This window comes from Nocardia sp. NPDC058519 (assembly GCF_042719755.1).
In the GTDB taxonomy this organism is placed as follows: Bacteria; Actinomycetota; Actinomycetes; order Mycobacteriales; family Mycobacteriaceae; genus Nocardia.
Map to the genome: position 1 here is coordinate 93,380 of NZ_JBHXNK010000023.1, position 21,844 is coordinate 115,223.

Genomic DNA, 21,844 nt, shown 5'->3' on the forward strand with positions numbered 1-21,844 from the left:
GGCATGTCGGGATGTGTCGGTACGATTCGTGCAACGATGGGGCGCTTGTCCGCCACCGGATCTCGATCGAAAGGCTGCCGTGACACGTCTGTCCACCCTGCTCGACCAGATCGACTCCGGTGCTGTGTTGCTGCCCGAATTCCAGCGTGGCTACGTGTGGAACCGCGACCAGGTGCGTGGGCTCATGCGGTCGCTGTATCTCGGGTATCCGGTGGGTGGGTTGCTGGTGTGGGAGACCGGGTCCGAGGAGATCGCGGTGCGCGGGTCGACGACCGGCTCGGGGCTGCGGCAGTTGCTGCTCGACGGGCAGCAGCGCATCACCACCCTCTACGGGATCGTGCGCGGGACGGCGCCGTCGTTCTTCGAGGGCGACGAGATCGCGTTCACCGGCCTGCATTTCGATGTCGAGCGTGAGCTTTTCGAATTCCAGGTGCCGGGTCGCGATACCGCGCCCGCGTGGATCGATATCACCGAACTGTTCGCCCAGGGCCCGATGCACTATCTGTCCAGGTTCCCCGACGAGTCGCCGGAAACCCTTGCCCTCTATCTCGATCGGCTGAACAAGGTTCGCGAGGTCACCAACCGCGAGTTCAATGTCGAGACCATCACCGGGTCGGATCGCACGGTCGACGAGGTGGTCGACATCTTCAACCGGGTCAACTCCGGCGGCACCAAACTGTCCAAGGGCGACCTCGCGCTGGCCACCCTGTGCGCGCAGTGGCCCCAGGCCCGAGGCAACCTGCGCGATCACCTGATCCGCTGGGACAAAGACGGCTACACCTTCACCCTTGACTGGTTGCTGCGCAACGTGATCGCGGTCGGCAACGGGCGCGCGCATTTCGACGCGCTCGGCGATCTGGAGCCCGCGGAATTCGAGAAGGCGCTGGTGGACACCACCGAGCAGGTCGACACCTTCCTCGATACCGTGGCGGGCAGGCTCGGTCTCGATCACGACCGAGTCCTGATGGGGCGCTACGCGATTCCGGTGATCACCCGGCTGCTGTTCCTCAACGGCGGCCGTTTCGACGACGATCTGCACCGCGACCGGGCACTGTACTGGTACGTGCATTCGGCACTGTGGGGCCGGTTCAGCGGCTCCACCGAGACCTTCCTGCAACAGGACTACGACACCCTCGAACGCGGCGGCATCAACGCGCTGATCGGCTCACTGGAACGGCTGCGCGGCGGCTCGCTCGACCTGTGCGCCGACGATTTCGCCGGCGCCACCCGCGGCTCCCGGTTCTATCCGCTGCTGTATCTGCTCACCCGCGTCGACGGTTCGCGCGATCTCGGCACCGGCTCGGAACTGGGCATCGAGCAGTTCGGCGAGCGCACGCCGGTGCAGGTGCACTATCTGTTCCCGAAAACCCTGCTGCGCGACGCCGGTTACGAACGCAACGAGATCAACGCGATCGCCAACTTCTGCTTCCTCAGCCCCGGTTCGGAGGCCGAGCTCGGTGAGCGCGAGCCCGCCGACTACTTCGCCGAGGTGGAGCGCCGCAACCCGGGCGTGCTCGCCTCACAGTGGATTCCGACCGACCCGGCGCTGTGGCGGGTGGAGAACTATCGCGAGTTCCTGCGGGCACGCCGCAAAATGCTCTCCGCCTCGGCCGATGCCTTCCTCGAGAAGCTGCGCACCGGCAAGCTGCACCGCCCCACCCTGCTGACGGTGGGTGTCGCCGGGGTGACCGTCGGCGATCCCGCGGTGGACCAGGTCAACGCGCTCGTCGACGACCTCGTCGCCGACGGCTTCGGCTTCCCGCTGCTCGACAGTGAGGTCTCCGACCCGGTCACCGGCCGCGAACTCGCTGTCGCCGAAGCCTTTTGGCCCGAGGGCTTGCAGCCGGGTGTCGGCATGCCGGTGGTCCTCGTGCTCGAACCGTCCAATGCCGACCTCACCCGCTTCGCCCAGCTGGGCTACGCGGTGTTCACCTCCGTCGACGCCCTGCGCGGCTACGTCGACAACCTGCGCGTGGAGGCCTCCGGAGACACCGGCGTCGACGGCCCGGCCGGAGACCTGGCCGCACTCGCCGACCGTCTGCCCGCCACCTGGGTCGGCAATTCCGAACAGGTCTGGTTCCGCTTCGCCTGGAACCAGCTCGAGCACGACCGCACCGACGGCCCCGACGCGCTGCTCGGCCCCGAACAGCTCGCCCTGCGCTACATCGCCCTGTGGGCGCTCACCCGCACCTTCTATATCCACGCTTTCGACCAGGGCAACCCCGGCGAATGGCGCTACTACCTCGGCGACGCCATCGGCCCGAGCCCCCTGGTCCCGCGCGCCTGGCTGGCCCAGCGCGCCGTCGAGTCCGGTGCGCTGGCCCCCGGCATGCCCCCCGGCGACGAGGACATCGCGATCGCCCTCGTGCACGGCGTCCTCGAGACCGTCGACGAGGTCGCCACCGCCCTGTCCCACATCCTCGGCGGTCCCGGTCTCTTCGCGTCCCTGTGGGCGTCGGCGGGCGCGGCCGAGCACTACGGCTACCCGCTGTCCACCGATCAGATCAACGACCTCATCAACCAGGTGGTCAACGACCCGGAGTCGCGGAAGATCCAGGCCTACAACTGGATCGAGGCAGGTCTGCCGCTCTAGCGCTCGCCGGTCGCGCGCTGGAACGTCGTGACGAAGTCGGTCAGCGCGGTGCGGTCCTCGAGGTCGGTCGGCCGGTAGCCGCGATCGGCTTCGACAGTTATCGAGGTGCCCGCGCGCACGGGCAGCTCGTCCCAGCAGACCGGGAGAACCGGCAGCTGCACGGTGCGCTCGCCGACGGTCAGGGTGATCGCCGAGGTGTATCTGTTCGCGACGGTCATCAGCTCCTCGACGGCCTGCTCGGTGAGCGGTCCCGCGGCGGCGAATTCCTCGATATACACGGCCACCACTCTTCAAGACACTCACAAGGGATCAGAAAGTGGGGCCGCTTAGGGTGGCCGCATGATGCGTAAATGGGTGGAACGAGCGTTGCTCGTCCTGGGGTGGGGCGCGGTGGTCGCGGCGGTGGTCGGGATCGTGTTGCACGTCGTGGACTGGAGTCAGAAGTCGATGGTGTTGCTGGCGTCGGGGGCGATGTGGTTGATGCTCGGCGCGGTCGTGGGGCTGGTGCTGATGCTCCTCGCGCGGGGATGGCGCAGCTCGGGGGCGGCGGTACTGGTGCTGGCCGGTGCCGCGTGGTTGGTGGTGCCGTCCTATATCCCGGAGGCCAGGGCCGCCGAAGGGCCCGAACTGGTGGTGCTGCAGTCGAATATCCTCTTCGGCCAGGCCGACCCGGTCGCCGTGGTCGGTGCGGTGCGCGACAACAACGTCGACATCCTCACCGTCGAGGAATTGACCGTCGACTCGATCGTGGGTTTGCGCGGGGCAGGGCTGGAAGAGCGTCTGCCGTACTCCTATCTGGAACCCGCCCAGTCGGGCGGTGGCGGTACCGGCATCTACAGCCGATACCCGTTGCGCGACACCAAGAAATACGACGGTTTCATCATGAGCAATATCTCCGCGACCATGGAACATCCGCAGCGTGGCCCGATGCCTGTGTTCGCGTTCCATCCGATCCCGCCGAATATCGACTTCGCCGCCTGGTCGGCGGAGATGCGCAGGGTCGACGAGATCCTCGCCGCGACCAGCGCACCCGCGATCGTCGGCGCGGATTTCAATGCGACACACGACCATTCGGCCTACCGGGCGTTGCTCGACGGTGCCTTCGCCTCGGCCGCCGACCAGACCGGCGACGGTGTCCTGCTCACCTTCCCGGCCGATCGCCGGTGGGGACCGGTGATCGGGATCGATCACATTCTCGTCGCAGGTGGAGTGGCGGAACAGATCCGCACCCTCACCATCCCCGGCTCCGACCATCGCGCGGTGCTGGCCACGATCCGAATGGACCTGTGACAGCGGTCGTTTACCATGTGAGCGCTCGATAGCGGACCGTAAGGCGTCCGCGCCATTTTTTCCGGGGAGGACAGCGCATGAGAAGACATCGGTTCAGCGCGACCATGGCGGCTTTGGTGAGTATCGGCATGCTCGTATCCGGTTGCGGCGCGACAACTGTCGCCAGTGACCAGGCGGTGGCGGTCATGGACAACCCGTGGGAGGTGGCGGGCGCGGCGTCGTCCACCGGCCCCAGCGGGTCGCGTCCCGGTGTGCCCGACACCGACAAGAAGGCCGACAACGGCGACAACGGCAAGATCGACAAGCTCGCCCTCAACGCCATCGCCGACATCGAAGAGTACTGGCAGACCGAGTATTCCAAGACTTTCCGCGGCAACTTCAAGCCCGCCTCGAAGTACATCTCGTGGTCGGCGAAAGCGCCGGAATCGGAGTCGGTGCAGTTCTGCAAGAGCAGCACCTACAAGCTGGTCAATGCCGCCTACTGCCCGCTCGACCACACCATCGGCTGGGACCGCACCGTCCTGCTGCCGCTGCTGGTCGACAAGTACAAGGAGATGTCGGTGGTGATGGTGCTCGCCCACGAGTACGGGCACGCCATCCAGTCCCAGGCAGACCTGCTGCGCGGGTTCCTCACCGATGCGCTGGTCAAGGAACAGCAGGCCGACTGCCTCGCGGGTGTGTTCCTTCGCCATGTGGCAGAAGGCAATTCGAAGCACTTCACGCTCAACACCACCGACGGACTCAACGGCGTGCTCGGCGCGACCGTCGCCGTGCGTGATCGTGACCCCAATGATCCCGACGCCGTGCACGGTTCGGCGTTCGAACGGGTCACGGCGGTGCAGATGGGTTACACCCAGGGCGCCAAGTCCTGCAAGGACATCAACGAGGACGAGATCGAGAAGCGTCGTGCAGGCTTGCCCGTCACCTTCGAAGAAGGGGAACGTGACGAGCAGCTGCCGGTGAACAAGGAGACGCTGACCACCCTGGCCGCCCAGCTGGGCAAGTCGATGCCGGTGAAGAACGCGCCGAAGTTCGACTACGCCGGTGTCACCCGCAACTGCGCGTCGACGACCACCACCGAGCCGGTCTCCTACTGCCCGGGCTCGAACACGATCGGCACCGACATCCCCGCCATGGCCGAGCGCGCGGGCGAGGGTGCGAGTACCAAAGAGGAGCCGCTGTCGGCGGTCGTCACCGGCGACTACAACGCCGCCGCGGTGTTCGTGTCCCGCTATGCCCTCGCGGTGCAGCAGGATCGCAAGCTGTCACTGTCGGGTGCCGATTCCGCCGGCCTGCGCACCGCGTGCCTGACGGGTGTGCTCACCACGAAACTCAGTGAGCCGAGCAGTGATCCGCGTCTGTCGGCCGGTGACCTCGACGAGGCGGTCTCCGGCCTGCTCGCCGACGGCCTCGCGGCCGCCGACGTCAACGGCAAAGTGGTGCCGAGCGGGTATCAGCGCCTCGAGGCGTTCCGCACCGGCGTCCTCAGCGGGGAACAGGCCTGCCTGACCCAGTTCAAGTAGCTCAGCTCGAGTAGCTCAGCGAGAAGCGGGCAGTGACCGCAGGGAGCTGAGGGTGTTCGCCACCGCGCGGGCAGCCTCGGCTCCCTTCGTCACGAAGTGGTTGGTGTAGTAGTCCACGTGCTCGCTGTGCTCGTGGAAGTGGTGCGGGGTGAGCACTACCGAGAACACCGGCACATCGGTGTCGAGCTGTACGCGCATCAGGCCGTCGATCACCGCGGAGGCGACGAAGTCGTGGCGGTAGATGCCGCCGTCGACGACGAGGGCCGCGGCGACGATCGCCTCGTAGCGACCGGTGCGGGCCAGGCGCTGGGCGTGCAGCGGGATCTCGAAGGCGCCCGGGACATCGAACACCTCGACGACCTCGGGGTCGAACCCGAAGCCGGTGTATTCGGCGAGGAAGCCCTCGTGCGCCTTGTTGACGATGGAGCTGTGCCAGCTCGCGCGGATGAAGGCAACGGCGCCGGAAGACGTGGTCATGAGTGGTGAGTCTACTAGGTCACCCGCGCGAGAATTTACTGATCGGTAACATGGGTCGACAGCCAGTCGGTGACATCGCCGAGCACCTGCGCACGCTCGGGTTCGTTGAACACCTCGTGGTAGAGCCCCGGGTAGCGCAGCACCGTCACATCGGTCGAGCCCGCGTCGCGTTCGAGCAGATCGGCGCTCGACGGCGACGCGATCGTGTCGGCGGTGCCGTGCAGCACCAGCAGTGGTGCGGTGAGCGCGCCGAGGCGCCGTTTCACCAGCGCGGTGTGTTGCAGGATCTCCACCGCGGTACGCGCGGGCAGCTTGCCGCGGAAGACCAGCGGGTCGTCGTCGTAGGCGCGCACCACCTCGGGATCGCGGCTGATCGTGGACGAATCCAGGGTCAGTACCCCGAGATTCGGCGCGAACCGGGTGAGCAGGGGAGCGGCGAGGCGCTGGATCGGGTTGCCGAGCGGGATGTCGAGCGGCGGCGCGGACACGATGACCCCTGCCACGTCGACCGGCCCGCGGGTGGCCAGGTGCAGGACCGCCAGGCTGCCCATCGAATGCCCGAGCACGAATCGAGGCACACCGGGATGGGCGGCGCCCGCGACATCGAGCAGCGTCGCGACATTGTCGGCGGCGCCCTGCATCGAACCGATATTGGCAGGCGGACCCTCGGACAGACCGTGGCCGATGTGGTCGAGCGCGTAGACCGCGAAGCCCGCGTCGGCCAGGGCCGCGCCGACGTGTTCGTAGCGGCCCGAATGTTCGGCGACGCCGTGCACCAGTACCACCACCGCGCGCGGTGCTGTCTCGGGTTGCCATGCGCGCCAGGCGATCTTGCCGCCGTGGCCCGCGAACTCGCCGGTGTCGGTCGTCATCGTGGCGCTCCTCCTGCTTCGGGCGCCGCGGCGAGCCGCTCGATGAGACGCCGATTGAACTCGATCAGCCGAGCGTAGTTGAGTCGTGAGATCCGCTCGTCGGTTCCGTGGATCCGTTCCAGATCCGCTGAGGTCAATACGATCGGCGCGAAGTTGCAGCGGGTCGCGGCCAAGCCGTCGTAGTGGCGTGAATCGGTGGCGCCGGGCACGATCCCGGTGGTGGTCACGATCCCGGGCACCACACTCGAGGCCAGCTCGGCGACCATGTCGAACGCCGGGCCCGGCTCGTTGAACCGGGAGGGCTCCGACGCCGGTCCGACGAGGTCGATCGCCACGCCGATATCGCGGATCACCCGGGTGCAGTGCGCCAGCACCGCCGCCACCGAATCACCGGGCAGGATACGGAAATTCACCAGTGCCTCGGCGCTCTGCGGGAGCACATTGGCCTTCACGCCGCCGCTGATCACCGTGGGCGCGGTGGTGGTGCGGACGAGGGCCTCGGTGGTCGGGCCCGCCGCCATGATCCGGGCCAGGAGCGGCCCGGCCAGTTTGGCCAGCCCGCGTGAGTCGGCGAGCTCGAGCAGTCTGCGTCGTGGTTCGGGCAGTGACTCCCGCATGCGGGCGAGCATGTCGCTGATCACCGGAGTCAGCCGCAGCGGCATCGGATTGTCCTGCACTCGCGCGACCGCACGCGCCAGCCGCCCCACCGCGGTCTGCTTGCCGGGCATCGAGGAGTGACCGCCCGCCTCGGTGACCGAAAGCCGTACCGTCGCATAGCCCTTCTCGCCGAGCATGATGCTGGCCACCGGCCGGTCGACCCCGTCGGCGACGCCCTCGGTGATCACCCCGCCTTCGTCGAGCAGCAGCTCCGCGCGCACCTGCTGTTCGCGCAGGTGCTGGGCCATCCGGACCGCGCCGCCGTCGCCGAAGACCTCTTCGTCGTGACCGAAGGCCAGGAACATGGTGTGGCGCGGGCGAATTCCGGCTGCCACTGCCGATTCGACCGCTTCCAGGACGGCGAGCATGCGGCTCTTGTCGTCGATCGCGCCACGGCCCCAGATGAATTCGTCGTCGACGACCCCGGCGAACGGGGGATGGGTCCAGCGCTGTGCGTCGTCGACCGGCACCACGTCCTGGTGGGCGAGCAGGATCGCCGACACCGCGCCCGGTTCGACGCCGTCCCAGCGGTAGAGCCTGCTGTGGCCGAAGCTCGTCAATGCCAGTTCGGCGTGCGTCAGTGGGAACGACGACTCGAGGTGGGTGGCCAGGCGCGCGAACTCCGCGTCGGCGGTGTGCGCGGGATCTTCCGTAGACACCGTCGCGCACTGCAACGCGACGGCGAGCCGGCGTGCGACCTCGTCGTCGACGCCCTCGGTGACGGGGGACGGGGCGGGGTTCTCGGTGATCGGGCGCATCTCTGTCATTGTGGCCCGTGGCGGGGTCCTTCGCCCACCGAAGGCGCCCGAAACGCCGGGATCGTGGTGCGGTGTGATGCGGTCAGACGCCCCGGCGGCGCGCCATCTAAGCTGGACAACATGGCAGGAGGCAAGGGCGGCAAGCCGTCGAAGGAAGCCAGGGCCGCGGCTAAAGCGGCCCGTAAGCAGGCATCACGCGAGCGTCGTCAGCAGTTGTGGCAGGCGTTCAACATGCAGCGCAAGGAAGACAAGGCGCTGCTGCCGCTGATGATCGGCGCACTGGTCGGCACCACGGTGGTTTTCTTCCTCATCGGGCTGATCTTCGACATGCAGTGGTTCCTGCTGCCGCTGGGTCTGCTGCTGGGTGTGCTGCTGGCATTCATCCTGTTCGGGCGCCGCGTGCAGAAGAACGTGTACCGCAAGGCCGAGGGTCAGGCGGGCGCCGCCGCGTGGGTACTGGAGAACCTCCAGGGCAAGTGGCGGGTCGCCAACGGCGTCGCCGCGACCACCCAGCTCGACGCCGTGCACCGCGTCATCGGCCTGCCCGGGGTGATCTTCGTTGCCGAGGGTTCCCCGCAGCGGGTCAAGTCGCTCATCGCGCAGGAGAAGAAGCGCACCGCCCGCCTGGTCGGTGACACCCCCATCTACGAAGTGATCGTCGGCAACGAGGAAGGCCAGACTCCGCTCAAGGAGCTGCAGAAGTACCTCACCAAGCTGCCGCGCAACATCGACGTCAAGCGGATCGACCAGATCGAGGGCAGGCTCACGGCCCTCAGTTCGCGCAGTGGTCCCGCGATGCCGAAGGGCCCGATGCCCCCCGGCGCGAAGATGAAAGGCATGCAGCGCGCGATCCGTCGCCGCTGACCTACTCCCGTCACGAGCCCGTCACCCAGCCAGGTGACGGGCTCGCGGCGTTTCAGGCGTCGGTCGAGCGGCCGGTCAGCAACCACAGCACCCGGTCATAGGCCAGCAGGTGATAGCCGACGAGAACGGCCGCCGAGATCAGCGCCAACCGCGGAAGGGCCGCGCCCCACAGCGCCGCGGCCCCGCCGAACAGCACCGCGAACTCGACGCCGAGTCGCACCGGACCCGGCACCGGCACCGGAGCGCCGCCGCTGCGGCTCGGATCATCGGGCACCGCGAACACTCCCCACAGCAGCGCCGCCGCGACCGGCAGCACGACGACGAGCAGATATCGCCAGGGGGAATCGAAGGCACGCCAGCCGAGCACTCCGAACGAGGTGATGGCGACCAATTCGAGCAGGAAACGCACGGCCAGCAAGGCCGGATTCAGTGACACGGCCTGATCGTATGGCCGCGCGCCACCACGAGCAGGCCCAACGGCTCAGCGGGCGTTGACCAGCGACGTCCCGGTGGCTTGGTCGTGCATGCCGCGCCCGTCGGCATCGGTGAACAGCGCGGGCACGATGAACACCAGCAGCACCTGCCTGGCCAGCGCGCGCACGAACCCGACCGCCACCGGTGCGTCGATGCGCATCACCCGCAGCTTCATGAAGTACTGGCCAGGGGTGAACCCGAACAGCGTCACCGCGGCCACACCGACCACGAACCACACCAGCAGCGGCACCGACGAGGACACGAAGCTGCGGGTGATCACCGCCGCGATCCCGACCGCGATGAACCAGTCGAGGAACAGCGCGACGACGCGGCGCCAGGTGGGGGCGAGTGAGCCTGCCCCTTCGCGAGGCAACCCGTACAGCTCACCGGGGTAGCCGGAGATGTCCGGGTCGCCGGGTTCGCCCGGGGATCCGGAGAGCCATGTGCCGGTAATACGCGCCATGGCTCCCAGGATAGTGGCGCGCGATCGGTCGCCCACGACCGCATTAATGGAGGTCACGTCAGCGCGCGATCGCGCGGATGGCAGGATTAGCCTGAAGGTCGCGCCCGGATGGCTGACATCACCCAGACATCCGGTTCGCGTAACACTGGCGAAACACAGCCTTGACTGTTGGGAAACACCGCGTCCTTAGCGTCAGGTCGCGACGAACCCCTTCGTAGCGACTGCTATGCAGGTCGCTCGAAAGGGCCAGCATCGCGACTGGCTGGGAACCGATTCGTAAGGAGAGCAAGTGACGTTCAGCACGGCCGAAGAGGTCATCCAGTACATCAAGGAAGAGGACATCGAATACGTCGATATCCGCTTCTCCGACCTGCCCGGCGTCCAGCAGCACTTCTCGATCCCGGCCAAGGCGTTCACCGCCGACCTGGCCGAAGAGGGTCTGGCGTTCGACGGCTCCTCGGTGCGTGGCTTCCAGTCGATCGACGAGTCGGACATGCTCCTGCTCCCCGACTTCAGCACCGCTCGGATCGACCCGTTCCGTGCCGCGAAGACGCTCAACCTGAACTTCTTCGTGCACGACCCGTTCACCCGTGAGGCGTACTCTCGCGACCCGCGCAATATCGCGCGCAAGGCGGAGGAGTACCTGCGTTCGACCGGTATCGCCGACACCGCTTTCTTCGGCGCCGAGGCCGAGTTCTACATCTTCGACGGCGTCCGTTACGGCTCCGGCATGAACGGCTCGTTCTACGAGATCGAGTCCGTCTCCGGCTCGTGGAACACCGGCAAGGAGTTCAACCCGGACGGCAGCCGCAACCTCGGCTACAAGGTCCGCAACAAGGGTGGCTACTTCCCCGTCGCCCCGTACGACCACTACGTCGACCTGCGCGACAAGATCTCGACCAACCTGCAGAACGCGGGCTTCGAGCTCGAGCGCGGCCACCACGAGGTCGGCACCGCCGGTCAGGCCGAGATCAACTACAAGTTCGGCACGCTGCTGTCCGCGGCTGACGACCTGCAGCTGTTCAAGTACATCGTGAAGAACACCGCGTGGCAGGAAGGCAAGTCTGTCACCTTCATGCCGAAGCCCCTCTTCGGCGACAACGGCTCGGGCATGCACGTGCACCAGTCGCTGTGGAAGGACGGCAAGCCGCTGTTCCACGACGAGGCCGGCTACGGTGGCCTCTCGGACCTGGCGCGTCACTACATCGGCGGCATCCTGCACCACGCCCCGTCGCTGCTGGCGTTCACCAACCCGACCGTGAACTCGTACCACCGTCTGGTGCCGGGCTACGAGGCCCCCATCAACCTGGTGTACTCGCAGCGCAACCGCTCGGCTGCCGTGCGTATCCCGGTCACCGGCAACAACCCGAAGGCCAAGCGCATCGAGTTCCGCGCGCCTGACTCCTCGGGTAACCCGTACCTGGCCTTCGCCGCCATGATGATGGCAGGCCTCGACGGCATCAAGAACAAGATCGAGCCGCTGGCCCCCGTCGACAAGGACCTCTACGAGCTCCCGCCGGAGGAGGCCAAGAACATCCCCCAGGCCCCCACCAGCCTGGCCACGGTCATCGATCGCCTCGAGGCGGACCACGACTACCTCACCGAGGGCAACGTCTTCACGCCTGACCTCATCGAGACGTGGATCAACATCAAGCGCGAGAGCGAGATCGCGCCGGTCAACCTGCGTCCGCACCCGTACGAGTTCGAGCTCTACTACGACGTGTGATCCTGACCTGCGGGAACGGGCCTGATCGGCCCGTTCCGTCCGCAGTGGGTACGCAGTAAAACGGTTTCGAGTCCGCCCGCTCCGTGATCACGGAGCGGGCGGACTTGTGTCTACGTGGCGGCTGGTCGGAGCCTCACGTGGGTCGAGGCATGGCTTCGGCCAACGCTGTGCGGGCGTCGGCCAGGTGGTGGGCGAGGTCGCCGCCTTCGTGAAGCCAGACGCGGTAGGCGGAGAAGAAGCACGCCATGCCGATTTTCGCCCACAGGGCTGGGCGCACGTCGCTGTCGACGGCGACGCCGAGCCGGCGGGCCAGGTGGTGTTCGATGAGCTGTTCCACCGCAGCCTGTTTGGCCAGGTCGCGGGCCTGTAGCGCCGGTGTGCTGGTGATCAGGGCGTCGCGGGTGCGTGCCTGGGAGAGTTGTTCGCCGCCGAATCTGCTGATCAGGGGAGTGATCACGACGGCGAGGGTGGTTTCGGGGTGTTCGCCCTCGGGGCGCTCGGCGAGGAGGCGGGCCAGGTCGGCGCGCAGGTCGTCGTCTTCGGGGAAGACCAGCTCTTCTTTGCTGGTGAAGTAGCGGTGCAGGGTGCGGGTGCCGACTTCCGCGGCCGCCGCGATCTCGGCGACCGTGACGCCGTCGAAGCCTCGTTCGGCGAACAGGCCGAACGCTGTGTCCACGATGGACTGCCTGGTCCGTTCCCGTTTGAGATCCCGCAGCGACATCGAAACAGTGTCGCATGATGTCCAGATATGGCAGACTGTGCCATATGGCATCAAGTGACAGAACGATAGTTGTTACCGGCGGCACGAGCGGGCTCGGCTACGAATGCGCCAGAAACCTCGCGCGCGACCCGCGCAACACAGTGGTGATCACCGGTCGCGACGCGACTCGAACCCGGGAACTGGCCGCGACGATCGGCGCGCACGGCATGGCACTCGACCTGTCCTCGCGACCGTCGGTCGGTGCGTTCGCCGCCGATCTCGTCGCCGCCGACCTACCACCGCTGTTCGGCCTCGTGTGCAACGCGGGCGTGCAGTTCACCCGCCGGACCCTCACCGCGGACGGCATCGAGGCGACATTCGCCACCAACCACCTCGGTCATCTCGGCCTCGTTCTCGACCTGCTCGACCACTTCACCGCACCCGCGCGAATCATCCTGGTGTCCTCGGGAACTCATGATCCCGACCAGTTCACCGGGATGCCGCACCCACTGCACGCCACCGCGCGCGAACTGGCCTACCCGCCGCCGCCGACCGAATCCGCACAGCGCGACGCCCGCCGCCGATACTCCACCTCGAAGCTGGCGAACCTGCAGACCGCCTACCATCTCGCCCGCGAGCTGGCCCCACGCGACATCACCGTGAACGCGTTCGACCCCGGCCTGATGCCTGGAACCGGATTGGCCAGAGACGCAAGCGCCTTCCAGCGGCTGGGCTGGAAGACGATCGCCCGCGCCCTTGTCGTACTCCCCGGTGTTCGCACGGCGCGCGGATCCGGCGCGGATCTCGCATGGCTGGCCGCAGCGCCGGACCGTGCCGGGATCACCGGTCAATATCTGGTTCGCCGCACGCCGGTCCGATCCTCCGTGGCGTCCTATGACGAACCGGTGCAGCAGGCTCTCTATCGAGACAGCCTGGAGCTGCTCGCCGAATGGGATGCTCGGGCTGACCGATGATCGGCGACACGCCCCGGATAATCGGGGCTGGACGCCGGCGCGGGGACCAGTAATAGTCCGGGGGTGCGATTGGGTGTTGTGGTGGCGCGGGCGGTGGCCGGTGTGGCGTTGGTGCTCGGGATGGTGGCGCCGGCGACGGCCGAGCCGGTGAATGTGGCGTACACGTGGACGCAGGAGTACCTGACCGCGCCCGACGGGACTCGGCTGCACGCGGATGTCCTTCGGCCGCCGGGTATCGCGGCCGACGCGCGGACTCCGGTGCTGCTCACGGCCAGTCCGTACCGGGCGCATCTGGCGTACCTGTCCCAGCCTCGGCCCGGTGGTGGACCCTCGACCGACAACTTGCCGGTCGAGTGGGCGCTGCGGGCGGGATACACGTATGTGATCGTCGACCTGCGTGGGTTCGGCGGGTCCAACGGGTGCCCGGATTTCGGTGGCCCGGGGGAGCGGTCGGATGTGGCGGCGGCGGTCGAGTGGGCGGCGAGCAGGCCGTGGTCTACGGGGCGGGTCGGGGTGGTCGGAACCTCCTATGAGGGGTGGACCGGGATGATGGCGTTGGCCGCGAAGCCGAAGGGGCTGGCGGCGGTGGCGGCGTTCGAACCGGTTGTCGATCCGTACTCGTACCTCTACATGCAGGGCACGGCGTGGAAGTTCGGTGGAAAACCGTTGACCGAGGACGGGATTCGCCCCGCCGACACCGCGGGCGCGGAACACCTGGCCATCGCGTCGACCCCCGGCCACCCCGACGACGGCGACGAGTACAAAGCCAACGCGGTCCAGATGACCCAGGACTGCGCCGCCCGCTACCTCGCCCTCACCACCGACCACAACGGCGCAAACCCGGACTGGCGCGAGCGCGACATGGTCGAGGCGGTCCGTGGCAACACCACCCCGATGTTCCTCGGTCAGAGCTTCCTCGACTCCAACACCCGAGCCGACCGCATCATCGAGGCCTGGGAAGCCAGAGGTCCCGGCGAACACCGCGCCTGGTTCGGCCAATGGGGCCACTCGGACTGCCGCGAAAAGTGCGGCACACCCCACTTCGCCTCGGAGCTCTTCGCATTCCTGGACAAACATGTGGCGGGCGCCGATGTCGAAGTGCCCGGTCCGTCGGTGACCGTCGGCCAGTTCGACGGTGGCTGGCGCGGTGAAACCGCCTGGCCGCCTACGGATTCCCGGCGCGTGTCCGTCGACTTGCGCACCGGCACCTACCACGATCGTGGCCTGTTGCCCGGCGCGGACCGGGAAATCTGGTCGATCTCAGCTCCGGTCACCGAGCCCGTGCACCTAGCGGGCCGGAGCACTGCCGCGCTGACCCTGTCCGGTCCGCCCGAAGCGACTGTCGCACTGGAGCTTTACGACATCGCCCCCGACGGGCGCGCGTCGGTCATCACCCGTGGTATCGCTCCGGTGCGTCCCGAATCCGAGATCCGGCTGCTCTGGCAGGACGCCCGCCTGGCCACCGGTCACCGACTCGGCGTCCGGATCACCAACGCGGTCGACGACGTGTGGTCGCACACGCCGACGAACGCACCCGTCACCGTCACCTCGGCCCGCCTCGACCTGCCCCTCCTCACCACCCCGCGCGAACTCGACCTGCCCGGCGGCGTCCCCATCTGGCACGCGCGGTGGCGAACCGAGGAGACCATCGTGCTCCAGCCGGAGATGTTGAACGACCCCGCGATTCGCATCGAACTCACGGCCCCGACCGGGTGAGAGTGGCAGGTCGATCCGCCCGTCGACGAGGCCGAGTCGCAGCGGGATGCGATCGATCGAGCGCCGGTCCGTCGGGCTAGCGACTGCTCGTCTGGATGTCCTCTGCGTATTGCGTTGCAGCGGAGGCCCCTTCGCCCCGCACGACCCGCGCGACCAGATCGGGATGGGTCAGCTGCGGGTAGTGCCCGGTGCCGGCGATCGTGGTGACAGGTCGATCGGTCGGCTCGATCAGCGGATCGTCCGAACCGACGATGATGTCGACCGGAACCGTGACCCTGGCCAGCTTGGCGGCGAGTTCGTCTCGCGAGGCACCGGCGGCGCGCAAGGCCGCGAAGGTGCGCTGGGCGACGCCGGGCCGCCGCAGATTCGCCACGGCGGAGGCGATGGTCGGCCCTTCTGGAATGCCCAGTCGCGCAGCCAATGTCGCCGCGGGCATCCGCTTGACGACCTCGGCGGCGAGGTGCGAACCCGTGAGCCGGGAGGCGGGCTGCTGCAGGAACGCGGGCGCGATGAGCACGAGCCGCGACACCCGATCGGGATGGCGCAGCGCGAATTCGACGGCGGCCCAGGTACCGAACGAATGGCCCACGATCACCGGCCGAGTCCGTACCGGCGCCATCAGGTCCGCCATCCAGTCACCGGTGGACTGTGTGGATGCCGCCGAGCGCCCGAGCCCGGGGAGGTCGGCCGCCAGTGTCGGCGCGTCCAATTTCCGCACCACCTCGGCCCACGAATCGCTGTCGACCGGAATACCGTGCAGCAGCACATATTCCGGATCGACCTGCTCGCCGACCAGCCAGGTACCGCCGCGGAATCCGGATTTCGGTGTGGGCGCGACGGTGCCGTTGCGACTGGCCACGATCCCGTCGGCATACGTGCGCAGCAGTTCGCTGACCGGCGGATGGCCGATGCCGAGCCGCCGCGCCACGATATCGCTGTCGCTGGTGTCGTAACGGTCGCTGCTGATGAAGGACAGTGCTTCGGGATCGGCATTGGTCACCGCCCGGGGAAGTCGACGGACCAGCGCCGTCGGCAGTGTGAAGCGCGGCGCGGCGACATGCAGATGATCGGCGACGAGCCGAATCAGTTCGGGCAGTGCGGGAGTCGCGGCATCCAGCAGCGGATAGGACTTGCCGACCGTATCGGGTTGGGTGGGCAGCCCGGCGATGAACCTGGCGACGTAGTCGAGATCGACGACCGGAACAAAGGTATCGGCGGAGCCCGGCAGTGCGGGCAATCGACCCTGCCAGAGGTTGTCGATGATGTCGGAGAGCCCGAAATACTGGCCGGGTCCGAGCACCCCCGCCGGATTCGCCATGGTCAGCGGGATGTCACGGTCGGCCGCGATGCGCCGTAGCAGGAGATCGGCCTCGACCTTCGACGCCTCGTACGCGCCGTCGCCATAGTCCTGCGTGCCCCCGTCCCCGGCGGCGCGATAGCCGGTGATGTGCACGATGCGCCGCAGATCCGGCTGCCGTGCGGCCCATTCCAGCACATGCACCGCGCCGTCGAGATTGACCCGACGCGCCACACCCGCATCCAGCCCGAACTTCATCAACGCGGCCGCGTTGTACACATCGCGCACCCCGTCGACGGTGTCGCCCAGCGCGAGATCCGGCTCGGCGATGTCGGTGGTGGTGATGGTCAACCCGGCCGTGTCGACACTCTGCTCGTCGAGCCAGATCCGCAGCCGATCCTGGCTGCTCGCACGCAGCGCGGCGGTGACGGTATGCCCGGTCCGCAGCAGTTCGGCGACCAGCGAGCGGCCGATGAATCCGGCGGCGCCGAAAACGATGGAGTCGGTATGTGCCATGGTTCCTACTTTCAGTAGACCGATTTACATATTTTGAGCTGATGAATCGGAGCTGGGGTGGGGAGGGTTTCAGACCAGAACGTCGATGGTGTCGGCGAGGTGCCGCAGCGGTTGGCGTGAGCGGTGGGTGCGAGCCAGTACCAGCCCGCCTTCGATCAGGGCGAGCGCGACCGTGGTGATCCGTTCGGGCTCGGGATGGCCGAATCCGATCAGCCGTTCCCGGATCGCCTCTTCCCACAGTCGATACGTCGCCGAACATGCCTGCTGCACAGCGTCATTGGTGGCCGCGGTGTCCAGGGCGACCGCCGCCACCGGACATCCGATGGTCCAGTCCGACGCTTCCAGCTGATCGCCAAGCAGGTTCACCATCTTTCGCGCGAAATCTCGCGCGTCCGTCGCCTCGATCGTGCGGATGATCGCCGCGATATCGGTACCGCTCTCGGCGAGTGCCGCGGCCACCAATTCGTCCTTGCCGCCGGGGAAGTGGAAGTACAACGATCCGCGCGGCGCCCCGCTCTCCTGCACGATCTGATTGAGCCCGGCGCCGAAATACCCATGCGACTCGATCAGCGACCGCGTCGCCCTGATCAATTTGCACCGCGTTTCGGCTCCCTTTTTGCCCACCAACTAAAAGTAGACCGACCTACATATTTTTGCAACCGTCGACCTCGCGAGGTCGCGGGTTCGATTACTTATGACGTGCCGCCAGAAGCTCGGCCGCGTCCCCGCACAGGCGGTTGATCACGGTGGCCGCAGGCTCGATATGGGTCACCAAACCGACGCCCTGGCCGGCATCCACGGGCGCGAGCCGGGGATCGTCGACCGCGATCGCCGCGCGAAGACGTTCGGGGTCGGGTAGGTCGTCGGCCTCGGGCCGCGACCACGGGTCAGTGAACTCGTTGCGCAGAACTCGCGCCGGATAGATCGGTGGCCATGGCAGATCGAGTGCCTCATCGAAAGCGGTGGTGACGGTGGTGCTGCTGGAGTTCGCGGCGAGCATCGCCAGGCGGGCGGACTCGGGCAGCAGGGATTCCTCGGCGGCGGCCAGGCAGGTCCCGAGCCAAGCTCCCGCCGCGCCCGCCGCAAGAACGGCCGCGAGCGTTCGCCCGGAGCCGATACCACCGGCAGCCAGGACCGGGACGGACGCGATGTCGAGGACGGCGTCGAGCAGCGGCAGCAAGGCCAGCCGGTCGGCCCCGTGCCCGCCGCCTTCGCTGCCGCGGGCGACGAGAACGTCGATACCCGCATCCTGGGCGCGGTGGGCGCCGGGCGCGTCGTACACCTGGGTGACGGCGAGGATGCCCGCCGCCTGCACCTGCGGCACCCAGGAGAAATCGGTGCCGAAACTGACCGAGATGATCCGTGGACCTGCGGCGATCGCGGCGTCGAGGAGCCCGGTTTCGCGGGCGCGGACCCAGTCGACGAGTCCGATCCCGTCCGGCGCACCGGCGACAGCGAGCTCGCGGCGCAAGGCCGCCACCGACCCCGCGCTACCCATCCCGATCATCCCGAGCCCGCCCGCCGCGCTCACCGCCGCGGCGAGCTGTCCACCGGCCGCGCCGCCCATGGGCGCGTTCACCACCGGCACTCGCAGTCCCAGCGATCGTGACCACTGGGTCGACAGTGTCTGCTCCGGCATCGGTACACCTTTCGCCATGGCTTTGACACTCACCATCATGGCAGCCGACAGGGGGCGCGCGAGGCGCGTATCTTCGACGGCATTGCCGAACGACGGGATGGGGACGCGATGACGATCAGAGATCGCCTCGAACAGATGGTGGCCGAACCACCGATGGTGTTCGGCGAGCCGATCGACACGGCAGACGGAACGACCATTATCACCGTCTCTCGCGGCGGTGGTCTCCTGCGGCATCCGTGCCCGGTCGGGCTGTTCGTCATCCATGAGGGACGTGCGCACTGGACGCCCGCGATGGACGCCAATCGCATCGCTCAACTCGGCGAATGGATCGGCCTGCTCACCGCGGTCATCGCGGCACTGGCGATTCTTCGCCGCCCACCGTGGCCGGACCTGAGCCGCCGGACCCACTGAGCCCGTACAGCGCGAGGGTCTCGAACCGCTGCCACGCCTGCGTGGGCGGTGTCGGCGCGGTCGGCTCGATCACCGTGCCGAGCACGCCGAGCAACCCAGACGAGAGAAACTCGATCGTGCCTGCGGGCTGCTCGTCGAGGAGCTCACCGACCAGTTCGGCGACACACCGCTGGTAGGCGCGCACGACGGTGGCGGTCGCTTTCGGCCCGATCAGCGGGCGATACACCTCGGGATACTGCGCGGCGAGATGGAACATCACGCGCAGCGGCGCGAGCGGGGAACCCGGAGTGGTCGTGCGGATGATCTCGCGACGCAGGAACTCGGTGCAGCTCACCGCGAGCAGGTCGTCCTTGTCGCGGTAGTGCGCGTAGAAGGTGGAACGCCCGACGTCGGCGCGGGCGATGATGTCGCTCACGGTCACCTTGTCGTAGCCGCGCTCGATCATCAGCTCGATCAACGCCTTGTGCAGCGTGTCCCTGGTCCGTCGAACCCGGCGGTCAGGGTGCTCGGCCATCGCTTCCTCCTGCACGGTTTCCCCGGATCTGTTCGATAACGGACACCTCGGGCGATTCTGCTCCTGGTGACGGTCGCGGCGGCACCCGACCATGAACTCATGTCCCGAAATCAGCTTCTCACCCCCATGTTCGTCGACGACGCCGGCACGGGCCTTGTCATCGCAGGCCTGCGTCGCTACAACCTGTTCACCTCGGTGTTCTTCCTCGGCAGGCATCGTCGTCTGCTCGCCGAATTCGTCACGCTCTCCGGTGCGCGCCTTGGTGCTCGCGCACTCGATATCGGTTGCGGTCCCGGCAAACTCGTCCGAGCGCTCGGCGACGCGGTCGGCCCTAACGGTGCTGCCGTCGGCGTCGACCCGTCGGCCACGGCGGTCGCCGACAACAGCGACCGGGATCGCGCGACGCACCATCGCTACGTGGTCGGCCCGGCGCAGTCGCTGCCCTTGGTCGAGGCCGAATTCGACGTTGTCACCAGCACTTTCGTCATGCACCACATCCCCGAGCCGCAGCGTGCCGCCGCGATCGCCGAGATGTGGCGGGTATTGCGGCCGGGCGGCCGGCTCCTGCTCGCCGACGCCTCACCCTCACCCCGGATGCGGAAAGTGCTCGCACTGTTCCTCGGCCGCGGTGGCGATCCGTTCGCCGACGCCGACATCCGCCACTACACCGGGCAGGTCGAGGCAGTCGGCTTCACCGATCTCACCTATACCCAGAGCCGTGACCAGACGGGCATCCTGACCGCGCTGAAACCGGTCGCCCGTCACTGATCTCGGCAACCTGTCGGTGCCCTCGGCTAGGGTCGATCTCGACACGATCACCAATCGAGCACGGGGGTGCGGCATGGAGTTCGATCAGCGCGAAATCGAAGCGCGGGAGTTCGCCCTCGCGGCGCACGGTGACCAGCGCTACGGCGAACATCCCTACATCACCCACCTGACAGCCGTTCGGGGTGTCCTCGACGACTTCGGCTACGGCGGTGAACTCGGCCTCGCGGCCTGGCTCCACGACGTCGTCGAAGACACCCCGGTCACCGCGGAGGAAGTCGAATCCCGGTTCGGCCGTGAGGTTCTCGATCTGGTGTGGGCGGTCACCGGGATCGGCCCCGACCGCAAGGCCCGAAACCAGAACGCCTACACCAAGATCGCCGCCCACCCCGAGGCCGTGATCCTCAAACTCGCCGACCGCACCGCCAATGCCGAGGCCAGCCCGCTCGCCAGCAGCTGGATGGGCATGTACCGCACCGAACACCCCACCTTCAAGGCCCACCTCGGCGGACTACTCGCCGACGACCCCACCGTCGCCCGCATGTGGGAACGCCTCGACCGCCGCCTCGACCCATCAGTAGCGCCGCCCGCCGATCAGTGGTCAGACATCGACCAGCTGGTCGCGGCCGGCGAACACGAAAAGGCCGTCGCGGCAGTACGAGCAGCCTTCGACTGCGATCCTGGCGAAGCAGAACTGATCCTCGCCGAGCGTGCCTGAAACGACTAGCAGACGGCGGTGTGCGGCCGTCTCAGTCGTCCCGGCGGCTGTCGACTGTGAGGGCGGTCTGCGGGTGTGTCCGAGGTGAATCCGGACTCCTACCGGCCCAACGCGTCTGAATCCCGTGCTGAGTGGTCGAGCAGTCTGAATCAGGCCGCGGGACGTCAGGAGCTGGTCGGCCGGTCTACAGCGAGCAGCTGACGGGCAGCGGCGCCTGCGAGCTCCTCGTCCAGTTGTTCGTGGCCGGACTTGCCACCCCCTCCGGGGCCACCGTCGTCGGCGATGACGCGTCGGGCCGACAGATGGATCCCGCTGACGCCGACCCGATGCAGTGCCGGGATGTCGCCGACGGTGATCCCGCCGCCCGCCATGATCTGGATGCGCCCTGCCGCGTGATCGACCATCGCGGCGAGTCCATCGAGACCCTCGGCGCAGGTGGCTGCCCCACCGGAGGTGAGCACCCTGGTCATACCACCGGCGATCAAGGTTTCCAGAGCGGCCGCGCGGTCGCGGATCTGATCTATCCCACGATGAAAGGTCAGCTCTATGTCATCGATACCGTCGAGAACACGGCGTACTCCCTCGACGTCGACTTGGTGGTCAGGAGTGAGCGCGCCGACCACCAGACCGGAAGCACCAGCCGAAACTGCCGCTCGTGCATCAGCATTCATCACCGCGAGCTCATCGGCATCGGTATACACGAAACCCCCGGCCCGGCACCGGATCAGCACGTGGACGGGAATCCCGGTTCCCACCACGGCCTCGATGGTCCCGATACTCGGCGTCAGCCCGCCCGTACTGCCCAGCGCCGCACACAACTCCACCCGATCCGCCCCGACGCGGCGAGCCCCGAGCGCACCCGCCACGTCCTGCACCGCGAACTCGAGCGCGGTCACG

22 protein-coding genes are annotated in these 21,844 nt (G+C 67.6%); 10 read left to right on the plus strand and 12 right to left on the minus strand.

The features are described from left to right. Positions 1–79: 79 nt before the first annotated feature. Positions 80–2,593 (plus strand): DUF262 domain-containing protein, encoded by a 2,514-nt coding sequence (locus tag ACFWPK_RS24130; RefSeq protein WP_378919309.1) that lies wholly within the window; start codon positions 80–82, stop codon positions 2,591–2,593. On the opposite strand, the gene ACFWPK_RS24135 is transcribed toward ACFWPK_RS24130, so the two are convergent. Further along, positions 2,590–2,871 carry a hypothetical protein gene (locus tag ACFWPK_RS24135; protein WP_378919310.1) on the minus strand — a complete coding sequence of 94 codons (282 nt, stop codon included), beginning with the start codon at positions 2,869–2,871 and terminating at the stop codon, positions 2,590–2,592. The two genes, ACFWPK_RS24130 and ACFWPK_RS24135, sit on opposite strands and share 4 nt — an antisense overlap. Before the next feature lie 61 nt (positions 2,872–2,932). Here ACFWPK_RS24135 and ACFWPK_RS24140 point away from each other — a divergent pair, with 61 nt between their 5' ends. Both ACFWPK_RS24140 and ACFWPK_RS24145 read left to right on the plus strand, forming a co-directional pair. Beyond that, positions 2,933–3,883: an endonuclease/exonuclease/phosphatase family protein gene (locus tag ACFWPK_RS24140; RefSeq protein ID WP_378919312.1), complete on the plus strand. Its 951-nt coding sequence runs from the start codon at positions 2,933–2,935 to the stop codon at positions 3,881–3,883. A gap of 77 nt (positions 3,884–3,960) precedes the next feature. Continuing rightward, complete coding sequence (locus ACFWPK_RS24145) at positions 3,961–5,406, plus strand: metallopeptidase (protein WP_378919314.1); 1,446 nt, start codon at positions 3,961–3,963, stop codon at positions 5,404–5,406. A gap of 15 nt (positions 5,407–5,421) precedes the next feature. On the opposite strand, the gene ACFWPK_RS24150 is transcribed toward ACFWPK_RS24145, so the two are convergent. The 3 genes from ACFWPK_RS24150 to ACFWPK_RS24160 are packed head-to-tail and all read right to left on the minus strand — an operon-like array spanning position 5,422 to position 8,170. Beyond that, positions 5,422–5,883 carry a 6,7-dimethyl-8-ribityllumazine synthase gene (locus tag ACFWPK_RS24150; protein WP_378919316.1) on the minus strand — a complete coding sequence of 154 codons (462 nt, stop codon included), beginning with the start codon at positions 5,881–5,883 and terminating at the stop codon, positions 5,422–5,424. A 35-nt stretch (positions 5,884–5,918) separates the two neighbouring features. After that, entirely contained in the window at positions 5,919–6,755 is an 837-nt protein-coding gene (locus ACFWPK_RS24155; RefSeq protein ID WP_378919318.1) for an alpha/beta hydrolase, read from the minus strand. Further along, the gene (locus ACFWPK_RS24160; RefSeq protein WP_378919320.1) at positions 6,752–8,170 is read right to left on the minus strand and encodes a M20/M25/M40 family metallo-hydrolase; all 1,419 of its coding nucleotides are present in this window, start codon (positions 8,168–8,170) and stop codon (positions 6,752–6,754) included. Before ACFWPK_RS24160 ends, ACFWPK_RS24155 begins: the two co-directional genes overlap by 4 nt. A gap of 120 nt (positions 8,171–8,290) precedes the next feature. Here ACFWPK_RS24160 and ACFWPK_RS24165 point away from each other — a divergent pair, with 120 nt between their 5' ends. Continuing rightward, positions 8,291–9,034, plus strand: coding sequence for a DUF4191 domain-containing protein (locus ACFWPK_RS24165; RefSeq protein WP_378919322.1), 744 nt, complete (start codon positions 8,291–8,293; stop codon positions 9,032–9,034). A gap of 52 nt (positions 9,035–9,086) precedes the next feature. Here ACFWPK_RS24165 and ACFWPK_RS24170 read toward each other — a convergent pair whose 3' ends face one another. Then, positions 9,087–9,470, minus strand: a complete 384-nt coding sequence (locus ACFWPK_RS24170; RefSeq protein WP_378919324.1) for a YrdB family protein — start codon at positions 9,468–9,470, stop codon at positions 9,087–9,089. A gap of 45 nt (positions 9,471–9,515) precedes the next feature. After that, on the minus strand, positions 9,516–9,971 hold the full coding sequence (locus ACFWPK_RS24175; protein ID WP_378919326.1) for an RDD family protein: 456 nt from the start codon (positions 9,969–9,971) through the stop codon (positions 9,516–9,518). Positions 9,972–10,260: 289 nt separating this feature from the next. Between ACFWPK_RS24175 and glnA the strand changes: the two genes are divergently transcribed. Then, entirely contained in the window at positions 10,261–11,697 is a 1,437-nt protein-coding gene (gene glnA, locus ACFWPK_RS24180; protein WP_378919328.1) for a type I glutamate--ammonia ligase, read from the plus strand. Between the two features lie 133 nt (positions 11,698–11,830). On the opposite strand, the gene ACFWPK_RS24185 is transcribed toward glnA, so the two are convergent. Beyond that, positions 11,831–12,418 carry a TetR family transcriptional regulator gene (locus ACFWPK_RS24185; protein ID WP_378919330.1) on the minus strand — a complete coding sequence of 196 codons (588 nt, stop codon included), beginning with the start codon at positions 12,416–12,418 and terminating at the stop codon, positions 11,831–11,833. Between the two features lie 44 nt (positions 12,419–12,462). Here ACFWPK_RS24185 and ACFWPK_RS24190 point away from each other — a divergent pair, with 44 nt between their 5' ends. Together ACFWPK_RS24190 and ACFWPK_RS24195 are read left to right on the plus strand one after the other, a co-directional pair. Continuing rightward, positions 12,463–13,371, plus strand: coding sequence for an SDR family NAD(P)-dependent oxidoreductase (locus tag ACFWPK_RS24190; protein ID WP_378919332.1), 909 nt, complete (start codon positions 12,463–12,465; stop codon positions 13,369–13,371). A gap of 63 nt (positions 13,372–13,434) precedes the next feature. Beyond that, positions 13,435–15,087, plus strand: coding sequence for a CocE/NonD family hydrolase (locus ACFWPK_RS24195; protein WP_378919334.1), 1,653 nt, complete (start codon positions 13,435–13,437; stop codon positions 15,085–15,087). A gap of 76 nt (positions 15,088–15,163) precedes the next feature. Here ACFWPK_RS24195 and ACFWPK_RS24200 read toward each other — a convergent pair whose 3' ends face one another. The 3 genes from ACFWPK_RS24200 to ACFWPK_RS24210 all read right to left on the minus strand — a co-directional run bounded on the left by ACFWPK_RS24200 (position 15,164) and on the right by ACFWPK_RS24210 (position 18,539). Continuing rightward, the gene (locus ACFWPK_RS24200; RefSeq protein ID WP_378919336.1) at positions 15,164–16,900 is read right to left on the minus strand and encodes an alpha/beta fold hydrolase; all 1,737 of its coding nucleotides are present in this window, start codon (positions 16,898–16,900) and stop codon (positions 15,164–15,166) included. Between the two features lie 69 nt (positions 16,901–16,969). Beyond that, positions 16,970–17,524: a TetR/AcrR family transcriptional regulator gene (locus tag ACFWPK_RS24205; RefSeq protein WP_378919338.1), complete on the minus strand. Its 555-nt coding sequence runs from the start codon at positions 17,522–17,524 to the stop codon at positions 16,970–16,972. A gap of 64 nt (positions 17,525–17,588) precedes the next feature. Beyond that, a complete protein-coding gene (locus ACFWPK_RS24210; protein ID WP_378919340.1) occupies positions 17,589–18,539 on the minus strand; it encodes an NAD(P)H-dependent flavin oxidoreductase in 951 nt (316 codons plus the stop codon). Positions 18,540–18,647: 108 nt separating this feature from the next. On the opposite strand from ACFWPK_RS24210, the gene ACFWPK_RS24215 reads away from it, so the two are divergent. Further along, a complete protein-coding gene (locus tag ACFWPK_RS24215) occupies positions 18,648–18,950 on the plus strand; it encodes a hypothetical protein (RefSeq protein ID WP_378919341.1) in 303 nt (100 codons plus the stop codon). Here ACFWPK_RS24215 and ACFWPK_RS24220 read toward each other — a convergent pair. Further along, complete coding sequence (locus tag ACFWPK_RS24220) at positions 18,886–19,464, minus strand: TetR/AcrR family transcriptional regulator (RefSeq protein WP_378919343.1); 579 nt, start codon at positions 19,462–19,464, stop codon at positions 18,886–18,888. The two genes, ACFWPK_RS24215 and ACFWPK_RS24220, sit on opposite strands and share 65 nt — an antisense overlap. A gap of 99 nt (positions 19,465–19,563) precedes the next feature. On the opposite strand from ACFWPK_RS24220, the gene ACFWPK_RS24225 reads away from it, so the two are divergent. Together ACFWPK_RS24225 and ACFWPK_RS24230 are read left to right on the plus strand one after the other, a co-directional pair. Continuing rightward, on the plus strand, positions 19,564–20,232 hold the full coding sequence (locus ACFWPK_RS24225; protein WP_378919345.1) for a methyltransferase domain-containing protein: 669 nt from the start codon (positions 19,564–19,566) through the stop codon (positions 20,230–20,232). A gap of 73 nt (positions 20,233–20,305) precedes the next feature. Beyond that, a complete protein-coding gene (locus ACFWPK_RS24230) occupies positions 20,306–20,947 on the plus strand; it encodes an HD domain-containing protein (protein WP_378919347.1) in 642 nt (213 codons plus the stop codon). A 164-nt stretch (positions 20,948–21,111) separates the two neighbouring features. On the opposite strand, the gene ACFWPK_RS24235 is transcribed toward ACFWPK_RS24230, so the two are convergent. After that, positions 21,112–21,843: a copper homeostasis protein CutC gene (locus ACFWPK_RS24235; RefSeq protein ID WP_378919349.1), complete on the minus strand. Its 732-nt coding sequence runs from the start codon at positions 21,841–21,843 to the stop codon at positions 21,112–21,114. Position 21,844 lies beyond the last annotated feature (1 nt).

Bases quoted from the DNA above. Each gene is read 5' to 3' on its own strand.
- ACFWPK_RS24200 (WP_378919336.1), bottom strand. From the start codon at position 16,900: ATGGCACATACCGACTCCATCGTTTTCGGCGCCGCCGGATTCATCGGC.
- ACFWPK_RS24220 (WP_378919343.1), bottom strand. From the start codon at position 19,464: ATGGCCGAGCACCCTGACCGCCGGGTTCGACGGACCAGGGACACGCTG.
- ACFWPK_RS24210 (WP_378919340.1), bottom strand. From the start codon at position 18,539: ATGCCGGAGCAGACACTGTCGACCCAGTGGTCACGATCGCTGGGACTG.
- ACFWPK_RS24215 (WP_378919341.1), top strand. From the start codon at position 18,648: ATGACGATCAGAGATCGCCTCGAACAGATGGTGGCCGAACCACCGATG.
- ACFWPK_RS24230 (WP_378919347.1), top strand. From the start codon at position 20,306: ATGGAGTTCGATCAGCGCGAAATCGAAGCGCGGGAGTTCGCCCTCGCG.
- ACFWPK_RS24155 (WP_378919318.1), bottom strand. From the start codon at position 6,755: ATGACGACCGACACCGGCGAGTTCGCGGGCCACGGCGGCAAGATCGCC.
- ACFWPK_RS24145 (WP_378919314.1), top strand. From the start codon at position 3,961: ATGAGAAGACATCGGTTCAGCGCGACCATGGCGGCTTTGGTGAGTATC.
- ACFWPK_RS24160 (WP_378919320.1), bottom strand. From the start codon at position 8,170: ATGCGCCCGATCACCGAGAACCCCGCCCCGTCCCCCGTCACCGAGGGC.
- ACFWPK_RS24165 (WP_378919322.1), top strand. From the start codon at position 8,291: ATGGCAGGAGGCAAGGGCGGCAAGCCGTCGAAGGAAGCCAGGGCCGCG.
- ACFWPK_RS24140 (WP_378919312.1), top strand. From the start codon at position 2,933: ATGATGCGTAAATGGGTGGAACGAGCGTTGCTCGTCCTGGGGTGGGGC.
- ACFWPK_RS24225 (WP_378919345.1), top strand. From the start codon at position 19,564: ATGTCCCGAAATCAGCTTCTCACCCCCATGTTCGTCGACGACGCCGGC.
- ACFWPK_RS24185 (WP_378919330.1), bottom strand. From the start codon at position 12,418: ATGTCGCTGCGGGATCTCAAACGGGAACGGACCAGGCAGTCCATCGTG.
- ACFWPK_RS24150 (WP_378919316.1), bottom strand. From the start codon at position 5,883: ATGACCACGTCTTCCGGCGCCGTTGCCTTCATCCGCGCGAGCTGGCAC.
- ACFWPK_RS24175 (WP_378919326.1), bottom strand. From the start codon at position 9,971: ATGGCGCGTATTACCGGCACATGGCTCTCCGGATCCCCGGGCGAACCC.
- ACFWPK_RS24190 (WP_378919332.1), top strand. From the start codon at position 12,463: ATGGCATCAAGTGACAGAACGATAGTTGTTACCGGCGGCACGAGCGGG.